Origin of the sequence: Seonamhaeicola algicola (assembly GCF_007997385.1) — a bacterium.
GTDB classification, from domain to species: domain Bacteria; phylum Bacteroidota; class Bacteroidia; order Flavobacteriales; family Flavobacteriaceae; genus Seonamhaeicola; species Seonamhaeicola algicola.
In genome coordinates, this window is sequence record NZ_VOSC01000023.1 from 20,548 (window position 1) to 37,381 (window position 16,834).

Below are 16,834 nucleotides of genomic sequence, written 5' to 3' on the forward strand. Positions count from 1 at the left end.
GTAAAAACGTTTATGAAGTTTCAAGTCTTTACGGTACATAAACCCTATTATTATTGCAAATACAATAAAAAATAAAACACCAAATACTATTTGACCCTTACTAAACATATAATTACTTTTATGCAAATTTAATTAATAATGATGAGATTTTCGCTTTTGCGTTAATTACAAAATATAAAATTTATGAAAGACAAAATAGAAGCAGTTAAAGCATTTCATACGGCATTTAAAATAGGGCATAGAGAAACTCCAAAAGCAGATTTGGGTAGCGATAAAAATACATTACGCTATAAGTTAATGCGCGAAGAAAACGAAGAGTACTTAGATGCAGTCAATAATAACGATTTAGTTGAAGTTGCTGATGCCTTAGGTGATATGCTTTATATTTTATGCGGTACTATAATAGAACATGGTTTGCAACATAAAATAGAAGAGGTTTTTGAAGAAATACAGCGTAGTAATATGAGTAAATTAGGGGAAGATGGTGAGCCAATCTACAGAGAAGACGGAAAAGTACTTAAAGGCCCAAACTATTTTAAGCCAAATATAAAAGCTATTTTAGAAAAGTAATATAAACTTTTATTTAAGGAATACAGTTTAGTATTTACTCATAATAAATTGAAAATAAAAAAGATAGCGACATTGCTATCTTTTTTATTGTGTTATATACTTTGCTTAACCAAGCAATCGTTTTTTATAATTTATAACGCCATCCAAATGGGTCTTCAGCTTTGTTTGTTTGAATATCGGTAATGCGTTTCTTTAAAAAGTTGGCGTAAGTATCGTCCATTTTAGGTAAATCATAATCTTCACCTTTGTATCCAAATCCGGCAATAGGTGAAATTACTGCGGCTGTTCCAGCTCCAAACATTTCTTTTAACGAACCATTTTTAGCGGCTTCAACTACTTCATCAACTCTTAATTTTCTAACGTCAACATTTATACCTTCAGCTTTAGCTAATTCTATAATGCTTTTACGGGTAATACCATCAAGAATTCTATCACTTGTTGGGCCTGTAATTAGTGTATCATTAATTCTCACAAAAATATTCATGGCACCAGCTTCTTCTATATATTCGTGGGTATTATCATCTGTCCAAATAACTTGTTGGTAGCCTTTTTCTTTAGCTAATTGCGTAGGGTAAAACTGGCCGGCATAATTACCTCCTGCTTTAGCAAAACCAACACCACCATTTGCAGAGCGTGAGTATTTTTCTTCAATAAGTACTTTTACTTCACCAGAAAAATAAGAACCTGAAGGCGCTGTACAAATTAAAAACTTGTATTCATCAGCAGGTGATGCGTGAAAACCTTCACCCGATGCAAATACAAACGGACGAATGTATAATGAGCTACCATCCTTTTTAGGAATCCAATCTTTATCAACTTCTAGTAAAGCTTTTAGGCCTTCCATAAAATAATCTTCAGGCAATTCAGGTATTGCTAAACGTTTTGATGAAATATTTAAACGCTTGCAATTATCTAACGGGCGAAATAACCAAACATTATCTTCGGCATCTTTGTAAGCTTTCATGCCTTCAAAAACAGATTGCCCGTAATGGAAAATTTTTGCAGATGGATCTAATGTAATTCCTTGGTAAGGCATAACTTTTGGTGCTTGCCACTTACCATTTTTATAATCACATACCAACATATGGTCTGAAAATACACTTCCAAACTTCAAATTATCAAAGTCTACTTCATTTATTTTAGAAGACTTTGTTTTTATAACCTCAATATCATTGATTATTGTGCTCATAAGCCTGTAATTTTATCGAACAAAGTTAAATAAAAGGTTTGTAAAAAAAGGGTATCTTTACATAAATCATTTAAAATTGAAATTTTTATACTATGAGGCTATTTATTGTTGCAGTTATTAGTGTGTTAATGTTAAATTCTTGCAAGAAAAAGGTTGAAGAAACTAAAAAAACAAAAGAAAAGCTTACTTATGCATCTTTTGGAAAAGAAATTATTGCAGATGATGCTATTGCGTCTGCATCAATGTTGGCGCATTTTAAAGATATGAATGTGGGCGATAGTATAAATTCTAAAATGGTAGCAACAGTTAAAAATGTATGTCAGGCAAAAGGCTGTTGGATGACTTTAGATTTAGGAAATGGTAATGAAACTATGGTAAAATTTAAAGACTACGGTTTTTTTGTACCAAAAGATATTACTGGCAAACAAGTTATTGTAAACGGCAAAGCATTTGTTAATGAAGTACCCGTTGAAGAATTGCAACACTACGCAGAAGATGCAGGGAAATCTGCCGAAGAAATTGCGGCTATAACACAGCCTAAAAAAACATTTTCGTTTGAAGCCGATGGCGTATTAATAGTGCAATAAAACGTTACATTGAAACGCGAAATTATAATTACTGCCGATGGTTCTGCAACCATTCATATTCCTGAATGGAATGAACAATACCACTCAAAACACGGAGCAATTCAAGAGGCATATCATGTGTTTATTAAGCATGGTTTACACTATATAAGCCATTTAAATGCATCAAATTTTGTTCAAAAAAGTATCAATGAAAATGTGCAAAACGAATTATCTATTCTTGAAATTGGTTTTGGCACAGGTTTAAATGCATTAATAACTTATATTGAATCTAGTAAACTTAAAATACCAGTAAATTATGTTGGGGTAGAAGGTTACCCTGTTTCTTTTGATGAAGTTACTAAACTAAATTATGCAGAAGCATTACATGTTGAAACATCATTTTTCAATGAATTACATGCTTTAACTTGGGAAAAAACACATCAAATTTCTAATACATTTACATTAACCAAACAAGAAAAGTTTTTTGATGATATTGATTATGAAAATAAGTTCAATCTTATATATTTTGACGCTTTTGGAGCTAGAGTTCAACCCGAATTATGGACGGAAAGTATATTCAAAAAAATGTATATAGCCTTAAAAAATGAAGGTGTTTTGGTTACCTATGCCGCTAAAGGAAGTGTACGAAGGGCTATGCAAGCTGTTGGTTTTTTGGTTGAAAAATTACCAGGACCACCAGGAAAGCGCGAAATGCTTAGAGCCACAAAACATGTTATTTCTTCAGTATAAAGCGTCACATATATACTAATATCTGCTACATTCATATGTTAATGGTAATTTAAATTAAAGAGAAATTTCTTAAATATTTAACAATAAATAACTTAAATTTTTACGTGTCTACTTATAACTGTTAAACCTTAGCTAAATAGCTAGTTATTGCAATAATGGTTTTGTATTTTTAATTAAAAATTGAATGATGAAAGTTTTAATTACAGGTGCTACGGGTATGATTGGACAAGAGATTGTAAAACGCTGTCATGAAAAAGATATTACCGTAAATTATTTAACCACAAGTAAATCTAAAATTAAAAGTACTGAAAACTATCAGGGTTTTTATTGGAATCCTGAAACTAATGATATTGATACAGCATGTTTTAAAAATGTTGATGCTATAATTCATTTAGCAGGAGCCACAGTAGCAAAACGTTGGACAAAAAGTTATAAGAAAGAAATTTTACTTAGTAGAACAAAATCTGCTGAAGTACTAATTAATGCATTAAAAGGCGAAACACATGGTATAAAACAAGTAATTTCGGCTAGCGGAATTAGTATTTATCCTGATTCTCAAACTAATTATTACGAAGAAGATTTTAAAGGAAAAGATAGCACATTTTTAGCAAATGTTGTACATGCGTGGGAGCAAGCTATAGATGGTTTTTCAAAAGTAAACATACCTGCTGCTAAAATTAGAATTGGTTTAGTTTTAGCAAACCAAGGTGGTGCGCTTCAACAAATGGTAAAGCCAATTAAACTTGGTGTTGGTGCTGCTTTTGGTACTGGTAAGCAATGGCAGTCATGGATTCATATTGATGATTTAGCCAATATTTTTATGCATGTTTTAGAACATAAATTAGAGGGTGTTTACAATGCTGTATCGCCTAATCCGGTGTCTAATAATGAGCTTACAAAAACCATAGCAAATATTTTACACAAACCGCTTTTTTTACCCAATATTCCTAAGTTTTTTATGAAATTAGTATTAGGTGAAATGCACACTATTTTGTTTGATAGCCAGCGCGTAAGTAGTAAAAAAGTTGAAGATAGCGGATTTTATTTTCAACATCATCATTTAAAACCAGCATTGGTAGATTTACTTAAAAGTTAATTGGCGTAAACCTTCATAAACAATAATACTTACAGCGTTTGATAGGTTTAAACTGCGTACTTTTTCATTATAAATAGGAATTTTAAAAAGTGAAGATTCATAGGTTTCAATAATATGTTTGGGTAAGCCAACAGATTCTTTTCCAAAAATTAAAAACATATTATCTTCAAACGGAATATCCCAATGGTTTTTTGTTCCGTGGCTAGACAGGAATATAAGTTTTTTTGATCCGTTTATATTGAAGAATTCCGAAATGCTATCGTAATAAATAACCTGTAAATGTGGCCAATAATCTAAACCAGCACGTTTTAATTTGGCATCATCTATTTCAAAACCAAAAGGTTTAACTAAATGAAGTTTACAGCCAGAAGCCAATGCTAATCTTCCAATATTACCGGTATTGTTGGGTATTTCAGGTTCAAATAAAACAATGTTTAATGGCATGTTTATTTGGTTTTAACACGGTTATTTACAGGTTTCATTAAAATACGCAAAGTACTATCATTACTAAAGTAGCTTATACTCCAATTCATAAAAATTAGAAGCTTGTTTTTCACACTTAAAATAAGCATAAGGTGAATAAACATCCACGTAAACCATGCTAAACGCCCTTGAAAACTAAATTTTGGTAAATCTACCACGGCTTTACGTTTTCCTATGGTTGCCATTGAACCTTTATCTATATATTCAAATACTTTTTGAGGTTTGTTTTTAGCACTATTTTTTAAATTTTTAGCAAGAAGCTTAGCTTGTTGTAGGGCTACGCCTGCTAGTTGCGGATGCCCTTTTGGGTAATTAGGCGTTTCCATATAAGCTATATCTCCTAAAGCATATACACCGTTTAAACCGTCAATTTTATTATGCCTATTAACTACTAAACGATTACCACGTGTAATACAATTTTGGGGTAAACCGTTAATAATATTACCTGTAACGCCAGCAGCCCAAATAACATTTTTTGAGGTTATTTTTTCGCCAGTATTTAAGGCTACTACATTACCATCATAATCATTTACTAGGGTGTTTGTTTTTACAATAACTCCTAAATCTTCTAAATATTCTTGTGATTTTGTTTGTGAACCTTTACTCATAGGGTTTAAGGTGTGTGGAGCGCCTTCTAAAAGATAAATAGTAAGTTTTGAAAAATCTTTATCAGGGTAATCTTTAGGTAAAATGTTCTTTTTCATTTCGGCTAAAGCACCCGCTAACTCTACACCCGTTGGTCCGCCACCAACAATAACAAAATTTAGTAATGCTTGTAGGTGGTTATCATCTTTACAATTTAAAGCATCTTCAAAAGTTTGTAAAATTCTATTTCTTAGCTGAATGGCCTCCGGAATGGTTTTCATTGGGTAAGCATAATCTTCTAAATTTTTATTATTGAAATAGTTAGTGGTGCATCCTATAGCAATAACTAAATGATCATAATTAAACGTACCAATGGTGGTTGAAATATAGTTTTCTTCAGTATTAATATTTTCAACTTTTGTTATTCTAATTTTTACATTTTTAGCTCGCTGAAAAACTTTTCTTAAAGGAAATGATATACTTGCGGGTTCTAAACGTGCCGATGCTACTTGGTACATTAATGGCTGAAATTGATGAAAATTATGTTTGTCTATTAAAAGTACATCATAGGCCGGATGATTTATTAAATCTTGTGCAATACGCAAACCTGCAAAACCTGCGCCTATAATTACAACCTTTTCTTTTTTAGCCATTATTTTTGTGTTTTATTTTAAAATTGAATTTACAAACGCATCAATATTTTGTGCGTTGTTAGCGGTAATATGTTTCACAAAAGCACTACCAATTATGGCGCCCTTAGCATATTTTGTTGCGGCTTTAAAAGTGCTATTATTACTTATACCAAAACCTACAATTTGCGGATTTTTTAAATTTAAGCTATTAATACGCTCAAAATACGCTGCTTGCTCATTACCAAAGCCAGATTTTGCACCAGTTGTACTAGCACTACTTACCATGTAAATAAAACCGTTAGATACAGAGTCTATGAAACGAATACGTTCATCACTAGTTTGTGGTGTTATTAAAAATACGTTTATTAAGCCATATTTTTCAAATGTTGCTTGGTATTCTTCATGGTAAACATCAACTGGTAAATCGGGTATTATTAAACCATCAATACCAATTTCTTTACATTTTTTACAAAACGCTTCAACACCGTATTGTAGCATAGGGTTAAAGTATCCCATAATTATTAATGGAATATTTACCGTTTTACGAATGTCTTTTAACTGGTTGAAAAGCACTTCAGTTGTCATACCATTTTTTAAGGCTTGCGTTGAGCTATCTTGAATGGTTGGCCCATCGGCTAATGGGTCACTAAAAGGTAGGCCAATTTCAATCATATCAACACCATTTTTTTCAAGGTCTTGAATTATAGAAACGGTATCATTTAAGCTTGGATAACCTGCTGTAAAATATATAGACAGTAGTTTTTTGTTTTCTTGTAGTTTTTGGTTTATTCTGTTCATTGAAAATGAATTTTTTCATTCCCTCGTATGAGGGAATCTATTTTAAATGTAAGATGAAAGATCTTTCCAGTCTGGGTTTAAACTATTTATTAAACTGATTTTCCATTCTCTATTCCATTTTTTTATTTGACGTTCTCTTTTTATGGAGTTGTTAACGTATTTTGTTGTTTCAAAATAAACAAGTTTTGTTACGTTATATTTTCCAGTAAAAGATTTTGAATTATTGTTTTTGTGCTGTTTTAGTCTTTCTTTCAATTGTTTTGTTCTTCCAATGTATAAAACTGTGTGGTTTTTATTTGTTAGTATGTATACATAATGAACTTCCATAATCTCTTAGATTCCGATTTCTCGGAAATGAAAAAAGTAACAAATTTATATTTTAAAATACTCAATATAATTATTCAAATCCTTATCGCCTCTTCCCGATAAACTCATTACCACCACATCATTGGGTTTAAACTGTTTTTGTTTGAAAATAGCTAGTGCATGCGAACTTTCAATGGCAGGTATAATACCTTCTAATTCACACAACTCTAAACCGGATTTCATGGCTTCGTCATCGGTAATAGACATAAATTCTGCACGACCTGTTTTTGCTAAATGTGCGTGCATTGGGCCAACACCAGGATAATCTAACCCTGCCGAAATAGAGTAGGGCTCGGTTATTTGTCCGTCGTTAGTTTGCATTAACAGTGTTTTACAGCCATGAATAATGCCTTCTTTACCTAATACAGATGTTGCTGCACTTTCGCCAGAGTTTACACCTAAACCAGCTGCTTCAACAGCAATAATATTTACATTTGGTTCATGCAAAAAGTGGTAGTAAGTACCAGCGGCGTTACTACCACCACCAATACATGCCACAACGTAATCTGGGTTTTCTCTACCTTCATGTTCTTTTAATTGCCATTTAATTTCTTCGGAAATGACTGATTGAAAACGCGTAACCATGTCTGGATATGGATGCGGACCAATAGCAGAACCAATAATGTAATGCGTATCTACGGGATTGTTAATCCAATCGCGAATGGCTTCGTTGGTAGCATCTTTTAAAGTACGACTGCCTGATTTTGCAGGAATTACTGTTGCGCCTAGCATTTTCATACGGGCTACGTTTGGTGCTTGTCTTGCAATATCAATTTCACCCATATAAACAATACACTCTAAGCCCATTAATGCACAAACGGTTGCTGTAGCTACACCGTGTTGGCCTGCACCAGTTTCGGCAATTATACGTTTTTTGCCCAAACGTTGTGCCATTAAAATTTGGCCAATGGTATTGTTAATTTTGTGTGCGCCTGTGTGGTTTAAATCTTCGCGCTTTAAATAAATTTTGGTATTATATTTTTCTGAAAGGCGTTTTGCAAAATACAACGGCGATGGACGCCCTACGTAATCTTTTAAAAGCTTATCAAATTCTTTTTTAAATTCTGGTTCTGCCATAACTTTAAGGTAGTTTTGGCGTAACTCTTCAACGTTGGGGTATAACATTTCAGGAATGTAAGCACCACCAAAATTGCCATAATACCCTTTGTCATCTACATTATAATTTTCTTGCATGGTTTTATCACTCAATTTATTTTGAAATTCTTTTAAAATAGCTATGTTTTTTAGGCCGGGAGCTATTTCAAATTTACTATTTACATCTAAAGCATAGCAATATTTTGCAGCTTTACTTTCTTTAAATTTTTTTATGTCATCAACTTGATCTAGCCCTATGCCACCGCTTAAAAAATAAGGTTTTGTTGAAGGGTAGTTGTTTAATAGGCTCCAATCAAATGTATAGCCATTGCCTCCAGGTAGTTTGCCTTTTGTATCAAAAAGGAAGTAATCACAAACGTTTTCATATTGTTTTAAAACCTCAAAATTAAAACCATCTTTAACAGAAAACACTTTTATAACTTCAACGGGTTCATTTAGTTGTTTTGAAGTGTTTAGCATATTGCAATAAAACGCCGATTCTTCGCCATGTAATTGTACTGCTTGCAGTTTAAATTTGTTAACAGTTTCAATAACGGTGTTTAAATTTTCATTAACAAAAACGCCTGTTTTTTTTATGCCTTCTGGTAATTGTGGCATAACACCATCAAAATGTCTCGGTGATTTTTCATAAAATATAAATCCAAGATAATCTGGTTTTAAAGCAGCTACTTGCTTAATGTTATCTTGGTATTTCATGCCGCAAATTTTAAGCTGCATGTCAGTTTTTGCAGAATTACTGAGGTTTTGTTGCATTGTTTTTGTCTTTTCCATAGTAAATTTAGCGTTTTATTAAACTGTTTCCATTTAAAAAAATTAGATGAGGCTATTAATAAATACTGTTGCACTTTCACCTGGGTTATTGGTTTTCATAAAATTTTCTCCTATTAAAAAACCTTGGTATCCGTAAGGTTGTAATTCTTTAATAGATTCAATATTGCTTATGCCACTTTCTGATACTTTTACAAAATCGTTTGGAATTATTTTGCTTAATGCTTTGCTGGTGTTTAGGCTAACATCGAACGTTTTTAAATTTCGGTTATTAACACCTAACATATCTAAACTTGGCATTATGGATTTGTGTAATTCATCTTCGTTATGAACTTCTAAAAGCACATCTAACTTTAAACTTTTGGCTAATTCTGAAAATTGTTTGATTTCGTCTCTGGTTAAAATAGCTGCAATTAGTAAAATAACATCGGCGCCGTAAGCTTTGGCTTCAAGAATTTGATATTCATCAATAATGAATTCTTTACGTAATAGTGGTAAATTGCAACTGGCTCTTGCGGTTAGTAAATCGTCTAGAGAGCCACCAAAATATTTTCCATCGGTTAAAACCGACATCCCGCAAACACCTGCGTTTTCATAACCTATGGCTACATCTTGAACATTTAAACCGTTATTTATTACAGATTTTGAAGGCGAACGTCGCTTATGCTCAGCGATTATTCCAGACTTGCTATTTTTTAAATTTTGAGCCAATGAGGTGGTTGTTCTTGTAAATAAAACAGATTGTTCTAGTTGCGAAGTAGGGATTAATGATTTTCTTAAATCTACTTCTTTGCGTTTATCTATTACTATTTTGTCTAAAATATTCATTTCATTTTTTATTAGTAATTCATTTTTTGCTTGTCCAAAAAACGAATCAAAAAAGGACATTCAAGTCGAGGAATTTTTTCTTCAGATTATGTCTGAAGAAAAACCGATTTGAAAACTCCGCGTCGAACTACGTTCTCCTGATTTCGGAGCTTTTCTTCATCTATTCTGCGCCTTGACAATCAATTCTACGAATTGAAAAGGGACTTGAATTTTTTTAATTTTTGTTTCTTTTATTTCTTGTTCTATTCTAAAATTTTAATCTTTCTAACTTCTAACTTCAACTAAATCTATTTACTCAATTCAATTAATTTATCTAAACTTTGTTTTGCTTTACCAGAAAATAACGATTCTTTGGCTAGTTCAAAACCGGCTTTATGTGTAATTTGTTTGCTTGTTGCAATGGCTAATCCTGCATTGGCACAAACCACATTGTTTTGGGCTTCGGTACCTTTACCAGATATTATATCGACAAATATGTTTGCAGCATCTGCAATGGTATCGCCACCATAAATGGCTTCTTGCTTTATGGTTTTAAGCCCTAATTGTTCTGGCGAAAAAATAGTTTCTGAATGATTGGAAACTATTTTAGCTTTTCCGGTTAGCGATATTTCATCATAACCATCAAGAGCAAAAACTATATTGTAATTTTTATCGGTATTTTGATATAAGAAGCTATATAAACGCAACACCTCTAAATTAAAAACACCTAATAATTGATTTTTTGGAAACGACGGATTTACCATTGGCCCTAACATGTTAAAAAATGTTTTTACACCTAGTTCTTTTCTAATTGGAGCTACATTTTTCATGGCAGGGTGGAAGAGTGGTGCATGTAAAATACATATTCCGGCTTGGTCTACGCAGCGTTTTAAAAAATCTTCGTTGTTTGAAAATTTAACACCCAAATGCTCCATAACATTTGATGAGCCCGATGTTGATGACACGCCATAATTACCATGCTTTGAAACCTGAACACCGGCGCCTGCTGTTATAAAAGATGATAACGTTGAAATGTTAAATGTGTTTTTACCATCGCCACCAGTTCCTACAATATCAATGGCATTAAACTCACTTAAATCGATAGGAATGCAAAGTTCTAAAAGCGCATCTCTAAAGCCCTGTAACTCATTTAACGTAATGCTTCGCATCATAAAAACCGATAAGAAACATGCAATTTGGCTAGGGTTGTACATATCGTTGGATATGTTTACAATAATTTGTTTTGCCTCTTGTGTGGTGAGGGTTTCGTGGTTTATTAGTCTGTTTAGTATGTTTTTCATGTCCTTTGTTAAATTCTCTTTAATAGAGAGAGTTTACTTCCGTTTTCGTATTTTATTAATTTAAATGTTCATTTTGTCTTGATACAAAACGAACCAAAAAATCAAATCAATCTGAGGAAATTCCTCCGGAACGTTCACTTTAAAACTTCATGCTTGAAGCTACGCTTCGCAGTTACGTTTTACATTCTCTATTTCTGCAGATTGATGTTTTCGACTATGTCGAAATTAGGGACTTGATTTTCTGCTTAATTACTTTTTTAACTTAAACTGTTTGATGAATTTCCATCTTCCGTCTTCCGTCTTCCATCTTCCGTCTTCCATCTTCCGTCTTCTAATGATTCACCCAGTTTTCTAATATTTTTTTTCCGTCTGGTGTTAAAACCGATTCGGGATGGTATTGCACACCGCGAACATCATAGGTTTTATGGCGTAATGACATTACTTGCCCGTTTTCATCAAAGGATGTTGCTTCTAAACTTTCTGGTAAATTTGCATTTACAACCCATGAGTGGTAACGGCCAACTTCAATGTTTTTATTTAAACCTTCAAAAATATATTCATCATCAACGCTTAAAGTTACGTTGGTTGCAACGCCATGGTAAACATCATCTAAATTTTCTAAAGAACCTCCAAATACTTCACCAATAGCTTGTTGCCCTAAACACACACCAAAAATACTTTTTGTTGCTGCGTATTTTTCAATAATAGCTTTTAAAAGGCCAGCTTCGTCTGGAATTCCTGGTCCTGGAGATAATACAATTTTATCGAATGGTTCAACATCTTCTAATTGTAATTTATCGTTTCTAACAACAGTAACTTCACAGTTTAAATCTTCTAAATAATGTACAAGATTGTATGTAAAACTGTCGTAATTGTCTATAACTAATATTTTTTTCATTTTCTTGTTCCTGTAAAAACAGGAATCTTTTTTAATTAAACTTTTATTGTTTTAAGTTCATTTTGTCTTGATACAAAACGAACCAAAAAATGACATTTCAAACTTCAAACTTAGGCTATATTTCCTCGGCCACTTTAATAGCTTTTTTAAGCGCACCTAGTTTGTTATAAACTTCTTGGGTTTCACTGTCTTCATCCGATTTTGAAACCATACCAGCACCTGCTTGCCAGTTTAGTTTGTAATCTTTACTTAAAAAAGTGCGAATCATTATGGCGTGGTTAAAGTTGCCTTCAAAATCCATAAAACCAATAGCGCCACCGTAATAACCACGGCTAGTTTTTTCATATTTTTCAATAAGTTGCATAGCCATATGTTTTGGCGCACCACTTAATGTTCCTGCAGGAAAGGTGTCTGCAACCACTTGCATTGTAGAGGTAGCGTTGTGCTTTTTGCCAGTAACTTTACTTACTAAATGAATAACGTGCGAGAAAAATTGAACTTCGCGATAAGTTTCTACATTAACGTTATTACCATGTCTACTTAAATCGTTTCTTGCCAAATCTACAAGCATAACGTGTTCGGCATTTTCTTTGTCATCATTTTTTAGTTTTTCGGCTAAAATTTCGTCTTGCTCTTCATCGCCAGTACGTTTAAAAGTTCCTGCAATGGGATGAATTTCGGCTAAACCATTGGTAACTATAAGTTGTGCTTCGGGTGAGCTGCCAAATATTTTGAAATCGCCATAATCAAAATAAAATAAATAAGGCGATGGGTTTATGCTTCGTAGGGCGCGGTATACATTAAAATCGTCGCCAGTAAATTCTTGAGAAAAACGGCGCGATAATACTAATTGAAACACATCACCACGTTGGCAGTGTTTTTTAGCCAGTTTTACCTGTTCTTTAAACTCATCATCCGTTAAGTTAGATTGTATATTGTTTTTAGCGGTAAATTTATATGAAGCAAAATTTTGAACATTAATTAACGCATCAATATCATGTATGTTGTTATCCATATCATCATAACAATGTGCAAAAATGTAGGCTTCGTTTTTAAAATGATTTATGGCTATAATGTTTTTATAAACCGCGTAATACACATCAGGAATACTAACTGAATCTTCTTTTTTACTAATTTCAATATCTTCAAAATATCTAACAGCATCATAGGCTGTGTAACCAAAAATACCGTTGTTTATAAATTTGAAGTTTTCATCACAAGATGTATTAAATCGTTTTGTGAATTTATAAATTTCATCAACCACACTTACATTACTATCAATGGTAGTTTGGGTAGTACTTCCATCAGGAAAGGTTTGAGATATAACTTCATTTTCAATTTTAATAGAAGCAATTGGGTTGAAGCATATATATGAGAAATTTTTATGGTTGCGGTGGTAGTCACCACTTTCTAACAATATACTATTTGGGTATTTATCGCGTATTTTATAATAAACGGTTACCGGCGTAATAGTATCGGTTAATATTTTTTTATGGTGTGTAAAAAGATTAAATGTTTTCATTTTGTTTGTTTTTTATGCCTACATATTGGTAATAAGCAAAGAAAAAAGGCTTGTCGTGAATGACAAGCCTTTATTTATATTTCAATTTTAAATATACTAGGTGTTACTTCACGAATTTTAGTTTCGAAAGCACCACCACCAAGTATTATTTAAAGATATATTCATTGTAAATTATTTTCTGCTTCAAATATAAAAATGAAAACATAATTATACAATACTTTACTTGAATTTTTAATTAAAAAAATGTTAAACGATGAATGTTTAAAACATCCATTAGTTATTTTTATACGTATTTAAGAATATGATAATGCAAAAGTTTAAAGCAAGCATACAAATGAAAATAAGCGCTTCTGTTTTTTTAGCTATAATTTTATTAAGCTGTAACAGCAAAGTAGAACAAAAAGCTGTTGATAAAACTGATAATGTAGCGCAAAATGAAGCCGAATTAAAAACACAAGATTTTGATTTAGAAGTTTATGATTTTGAAGGATTAAGTCCGCTTTTAAATAAAACCGATGGAAAAACATATGTAATAAATTTTTGGGCTACTTGGTGTGCGCCATGTGTAAAAGAATTACCTTATTTTGAAAAGTTACAGGCTAATTACAACAGCAAAAATGTAGAGGTAATTTTGGTGAGTTTAGATTTTCCGCATCAATATGAAACCAAGTTAAAACCTTTTATAAAAACACATAATTTAAAAAGTAAAGTAGTAGTTTTAGATGATGCAGATGCTAATAGTTGGATACCTAAAGTAAGTGAAAATTGGTCTGGTTCTATACCAGCAACTATCATATATAAAAATAACAAACGTGGTTTTTATGAGCAATCATTCACGTATGACGAATTAGAAAACGAACTTCAAAAATTTTAAACAAAAAACAATGAGTACAACAATTAAATTATTAACGTTAGCTTTTGTAACTGTGCTATCGGTTATGTTTACTACACCAACAAATTACACAACAGATGGTTATAAAATTGGTGATATTGCTGAAGATTTTTCACTAAAAAATATTGATGGTAAAAAGGTGTCGTTATCTAACTATAAAGATGCAAAAGGTTTTATAATAACCTTTACTTGCAATACATGCCCATACGCTGTAATGTATGAAGATAGAATAGTAGCTTTAGATAAAAAATATGCGCCAAAAGGGTATCCGGTAATAGCAATTATGCCCAATAATACCAGTGTAGTACCAGGTGATAATTTACAAGCAATGAAACAACGCGCTGCAGAAAAAGGATTCACATTCCCGTATTTAATTGATGAAAACCAAGATGTATACCCAAAATTTGGAGCAACTAAAACGCCACATGTTTTCGTATTGAAAAAAACAGGAATAGGCAACATAGTAAAATATATTGGAGCTATTGATGATAATTATAAAAATGCCAAGGCTGTAACAACTAAATATGTTGAAAATGCTGTTGATGCTTTAATTAATGGTAATGAAGTACCAGAAAAAGAAACAAAAGCTATTGGTTGTACTATAAAAAATTAATAAAAATCATATTTTATTTTAGAAATCTGAAGTGTAATGCTTCAGATTTTTTTCGTCTATAAATTATATAAACACTAATTTTGTTATCAAAATATTTAAAATGGAAGATTTAACACAAGAAGAATGGGCAGAACAACTAGCCAATGATGATAATGCAGTTGTTTTAGATGTAAGAACAGATGCCGAAGTTGCAGAAGGTATAATACCAAACGCTGTTCATATAGATTTTTATTTAGGTGATGCCTTTATTGATGAAATAGATAAACTAGATAAAAATAAAAATTATTACGTGTATTGCAGATCTGGAAATAGAAGCGGACAAGCATGCGCCATCATGGAAGAAATGGGCTTTGAAAATGCCTATAATTTAGAAGGAGGCATGTTAGATTGGACTGGTGATGTTGTTGAAAAAAACTAATTGTATGAAACTATTTCAAATGGTAGTTTGCACACTCTTATGTGTATTGTTTTTTAGTTGTAATAGCATAAATGCTCAAAATAATTATACAAATATATCTGCTGAAGAGTTGGCTGAAACTCTTAGTAAAGAAACCATACAATTAATTGACGTAAGAACACCCCAGGAGTTTAGCCAAGGGCACATTGAAACCTCAGTGAACATAGATTTTCTATCTGAAAATTTTAATAAAAACATTGACGTTTTAGATAAAACAAAACCAGTATATGTGTACTGTAAATCAGGCAGAAGAAGCGCTAAAAGTACAGAGGCTTTTAAATCAGCAGGATTCAATAAAATTTACAATTTATACGGTGGATTTTTAAATTGGAATGGAAAAAAATATAAAATTGTAAAGTAAAAATTATACCACAAAAAGTAGTCTGTAATTCATAAGTTACTTTCAGCTAGTTTTTTAGGTACTTTACCTTTTTTATTTTACTCACAAGCCAATATTTTTTAACTTTATTCATGATTAAGGGCTTTGTTAAGAAAGTCTTAAAATAAATCACTAAACAATTAATTTATAGCATTTAAATCATGGATAACGGTTATATTATTTTGGGGATAATAGCACTACTGTTTCTAAGCATGTACGGTTTTGCGTATTTATCTGTAGTCCAAGAAAAAATAAAACAAAAAAAGAATCTCAAAATTCAGCAAGAACAAGAAGAGCTTAAAAAGCAACGCCTTATTGCTAATCAAAAAATAAGAGATGAAAAATTACGTAAGTTCAACCAGCGTAAAGAAGAAATTCAGCATGAGCTTATGTTATTAGAAAAAATGAAACTAAAACAAAGTCAAAAAGTTAGCTAATTAACTAGCAATTTTATAAATTAAAACCCATATAGTTATTTGTATGGGTTTTTTATTATAATATATATTACTTTTATGCAATATAAATTATAATTTGTAGCCCTAAATCTATAAAAATAAACTTTTAAAACGCAATGTTATTAGTATCATGCGTCTAGTTATATCTATGGTAAAACATATTTGCTTTTATACAGTTCTGCTTTTTTGTATGATGTCTTTTGCGCAAGATGTTAGTATATCCTCACGTTTTTCTCAAGAAGGGAAACTATACAAAAATGTAGATGAAACCAAAAATCAATTAACAAAACCTATAGCTAGTTTTAAAGAAGGCCAAAAATGTATTGTAATTGCTTATTTAGGTAATGATAATTATAAAATTCAATTTAAAGACTGGGTTGGTTTAGTTACTATAGAAGATTTAGAAGTTAATGATGCTATAGAAGATTTATATTTTGATTTTCAAGATAAAGAGCATGAGCGTAGAATACAAGAAGAAGAGGCGCGTAGACAAAAACTATATCAAATTGTTAACAAAGACAAGATTGAAAAAGAAAAACGTCGTTTAGATTCCATAGCCAAGGTAGAAGCCGCCGAACGCAAACGCATTGC

20 protein-coding genes and 1 pseudogene are annotated in these 16,834 nt (G+C 31.8%); 10 read left to right on the forward strand and 11 right to left on the reverse strand.

The window, feature by feature from the left end; translation table 11 throughout:
* The first annotated feature begins 183 nt into the window (after nucleotides 1-183).
* Nucleotides 184-570, forward strand: a complete 387-nt coding sequence (locus tag FUA26_RS08600; protein WP_147134478.1) for a pyrophosphohydrolase domain-containing protein — start codon at nucleotides 184-186, stop codon at nucleotides 568-570.
* Between the two features lie 124 nt (nucleotides 571-694).
* Here FUA26_RS08600 and FUA26_RS08605 read toward each other — a convergent pair whose 3' ends face one another.
* On the reverse strand, nucleotides 695-1,759 hold the full coding sequence (locus tag FUA26_RS08605) for a branched-chain amino acid aminotransferase (RefSeq protein ID WP_186826889.1): 1,065 nt from the start codon (nucleotides 1,757-1,759) through the stop codon (nucleotides 695-697).
* Nucleotides 1,760-1,851: 92 nt separating this feature from the next.
* Between FUA26_RS08605 and FUA26_RS08610 the strand changes: the two genes are divergently transcribed.
* From FUA26_RS08610 to FUA26_RS08620, 3 genes are all read left to right on the forward strand, one after another.
* Complete coding sequence (locus tag FUA26_RS08610) at nucleotides 1,852-2,346, forward strand: DUF4920 domain-containing protein (RefSeq protein WP_147134479.1); 495 nt, start codon at nucleotides 1,852-1,854, stop codon at nucleotides 2,344-2,346.
* A gap of 9 nt (nucleotides 2,347-2,355) precedes the next feature.
* Complete coding sequence (gene mnmD, locus FUA26_RS08615; RefSeq protein ID WP_147134482.1) at nucleotides 2,356-3,075, forward strand: tRNA (5-methylaminomethyl-2-thiouridine)(34)-methyltransferase MnmD; 720 nt, start codon at nucleotides 2,356-2,358, stop codon at nucleotides 3,073-3,075.
* A gap of 187 nt (nucleotides 3,076-3,262) precedes the next feature.
* Nucleotides 3,263-4,171, forward strand: coding sequence for a TIGR01777 family oxidoreductase (locus tag FUA26_RS08620; protein WP_147134518.1), 909 nt, complete (start codon nucleotides 3,263-3,265; stop codon nucleotides 4,169-4,171).
* On the opposite strand, the gene FUA26_RS08625 is transcribed toward FUA26_RS08620, so the two are convergent.
* From FUA26_RS08625 to FUA26_RS08665, 10 genes and pseudogenes are all read right to left on the reverse strand, one after another.
* Nucleotides 4,157-4,615: a tRNA (cytidine(34)-2'-O)-methyltransferase gene (locus FUA26_RS08625; protein WP_147134485.1), complete on the reverse strand. Its 459-nt coding sequence runs from the start codon at nucleotides 4,613-4,615 to the stop codon at nucleotides 4,157-4,159. The genes FUA26_RS08620 and FUA26_RS08625 overlap by 15 nt on opposite strands.
* A gap of 2 nt (nucleotides 4,616-4,617) precedes the next feature.
* Nucleotides 4,618-5,892 (reverse strand): NAD(P)/FAD-dependent oxidoreductase, encoded by a 1,275-nt coding sequence (locus FUA26_RS08630; RefSeq protein ID WP_147134488.1) that lies wholly within the window; start codon nucleotides 5,890-5,892, stop codon nucleotides 4,618-4,620.
* 12 nt (nucleotides 5,893-5,904) lie between these two features.
* Nucleotides 5,905-6,669: a tryptophan synthase subunit alpha gene (trpA, locus tag FUA26_RS08635; RefSeq protein ID WP_147134490.1), complete on the reverse strand. Its 765-nt coding sequence runs from the start codon at nucleotides 6,667-6,669 to the stop codon at nucleotides 5,905-5,907.
* Between the two features lie 42 nt (nucleotides 6,670-6,711).
* Nucleotides 6,712-6,996: a GIY-YIG nuclease family protein gene (locus tag FUA26_RS08640; RefSeq protein ID WP_147134493.1), complete on the reverse strand. Its 285-nt coding sequence runs from the start codon at nucleotides 6,994-6,996 to the stop codon at nucleotides 6,712-6,714.
* Between the two features lie 45 nt (nucleotides 6,997-7,041).
* On the reverse strand, nucleotides 7,042-8,229 hold the full coding sequence (gene trpB, locus FUA26_RS15865; RefSeq protein ID WP_317131285.1) for a tryptophan synthase subunit beta: 1,188 nt from the start codon (nucleotides 8,227-8,229) through the stop codon (nucleotides 7,042-7,044).
* 33 nt (nucleotides 8,230-8,262) lie between these two features.
* Nucleotides 8,263-8,922, reverse strand: a pseudogene (locus tag FUA26_RS15870) (phosphoribosylanthranilate isomerase); the annotation flags it as partial.
* 42 nt (nucleotides 8,923-8,964) lie between these two features.
* Entirely contained in the window at nucleotides 8,965-9,747 is a 783-nt protein-coding gene (gene trpC, locus FUA26_RS08650) for an indole-3-glycerol phosphate synthase TrpC (protein WP_147134524.1), read from the reverse strand.
* A gap of 287 nt (nucleotides 9,748-10,034) precedes the next feature.
* Nucleotides 10,035-11,027 (reverse strand): anthranilate phosphoribosyltransferase, encoded by a 993-nt coding sequence (trpD, locus tag FUA26_RS08655; RefSeq protein WP_147134496.1) that lies wholly within the window; start codon nucleotides 11,025-11,027, stop codon nucleotides 10,035-10,037.
* Nucleotides 11,028-11,358: 331 nt separating this feature from the next.
* Nucleotides 11,359-11,925: an anthranilate synthase component II gene (locus tag FUA26_RS08660; protein ID WP_147134499.1), complete on the reverse strand. Its 567-nt coding sequence runs from the start codon at nucleotides 11,923-11,925 to the stop codon at nucleotides 11,359-11,361.
* 115 nt (nucleotides 11,926-12,040) lie between these two features.
* A complete protein-coding gene (locus FUA26_RS08665) occupies nucleotides 12,041-13,447 on the reverse strand; it encodes an anthranilate synthase component I family protein (RefSeq protein ID WP_147134501.1) in 1,407 nt (468 codons plus the stop codon).
* Between the two features lie 307 nt (nucleotides 13,448-13,754).
* On the opposite strand from FUA26_RS08665, the gene FUA26_RS08670 reads away from it, so the two are divergent.
* The 6 genes from FUA26_RS08670 to FUA26_RS08695 form a co-directional block, all read left to right on the forward strand.
* Nucleotides 13,755-14,321, forward strand: a complete 567-nt coding sequence (locus FUA26_RS08670; protein ID WP_246109109.1) for a TlpA disulfide reductase family protein — start codon at nucleotides 13,755-13,757, stop codon at nucleotides 14,319-14,321.
* A gap of 10 nt (nucleotides 14,322-14,331) precedes the next feature.
* Nucleotides 14,332-14,952, forward strand: a complete 621-nt coding sequence (locus tag FUA26_RS08675) for a thioredoxin family protein (protein WP_147134504.1) — start codon at nucleotides 14,332-14,334, stop codon at nucleotides 14,950-14,952.
* Nucleotides 14,953-15,052: 100 nt separating this feature from the next.
* Nucleotides 15,053-15,370, forward strand: coding sequence for a rhodanese-like domain-containing protein (locus FUA26_RS08680; protein WP_147134506.1), 318 nt, complete (start codon nucleotides 15,053-15,055; stop codon nucleotides 15,368-15,370).
* Between the two features lie 4 nt (nucleotides 15,371-15,374).
* Complete coding sequence (locus tag FUA26_RS08685) at nucleotides 15,375-15,770, forward strand: rhodanese-like domain-containing protein (RefSeq protein WP_246109110.1); 396 nt, start codon at nucleotides 15,375-15,377, stop codon at nucleotides 15,768-15,770.
* Between the two features lie 179 nt (nucleotides 15,771-15,949).
* Nucleotides 15,950-16,225: a hypothetical protein gene (locus FUA26_RS08690; protein ID WP_147134509.1), complete on the forward strand. Its 276-nt coding sequence runs from the start codon at nucleotides 15,950-15,952 to the stop codon at nucleotides 16,223-16,225.
* A gap of 208 nt (nucleotides 16,226-16,433) precedes the next feature.
* On the forward strand, nucleotides 16,434-16,834 hold a 401-nt coding region (locus FUA26_RS08695), incomplete at its 3' end, for a hypothetical protein (RefSeq protein ID WP_222611758.1).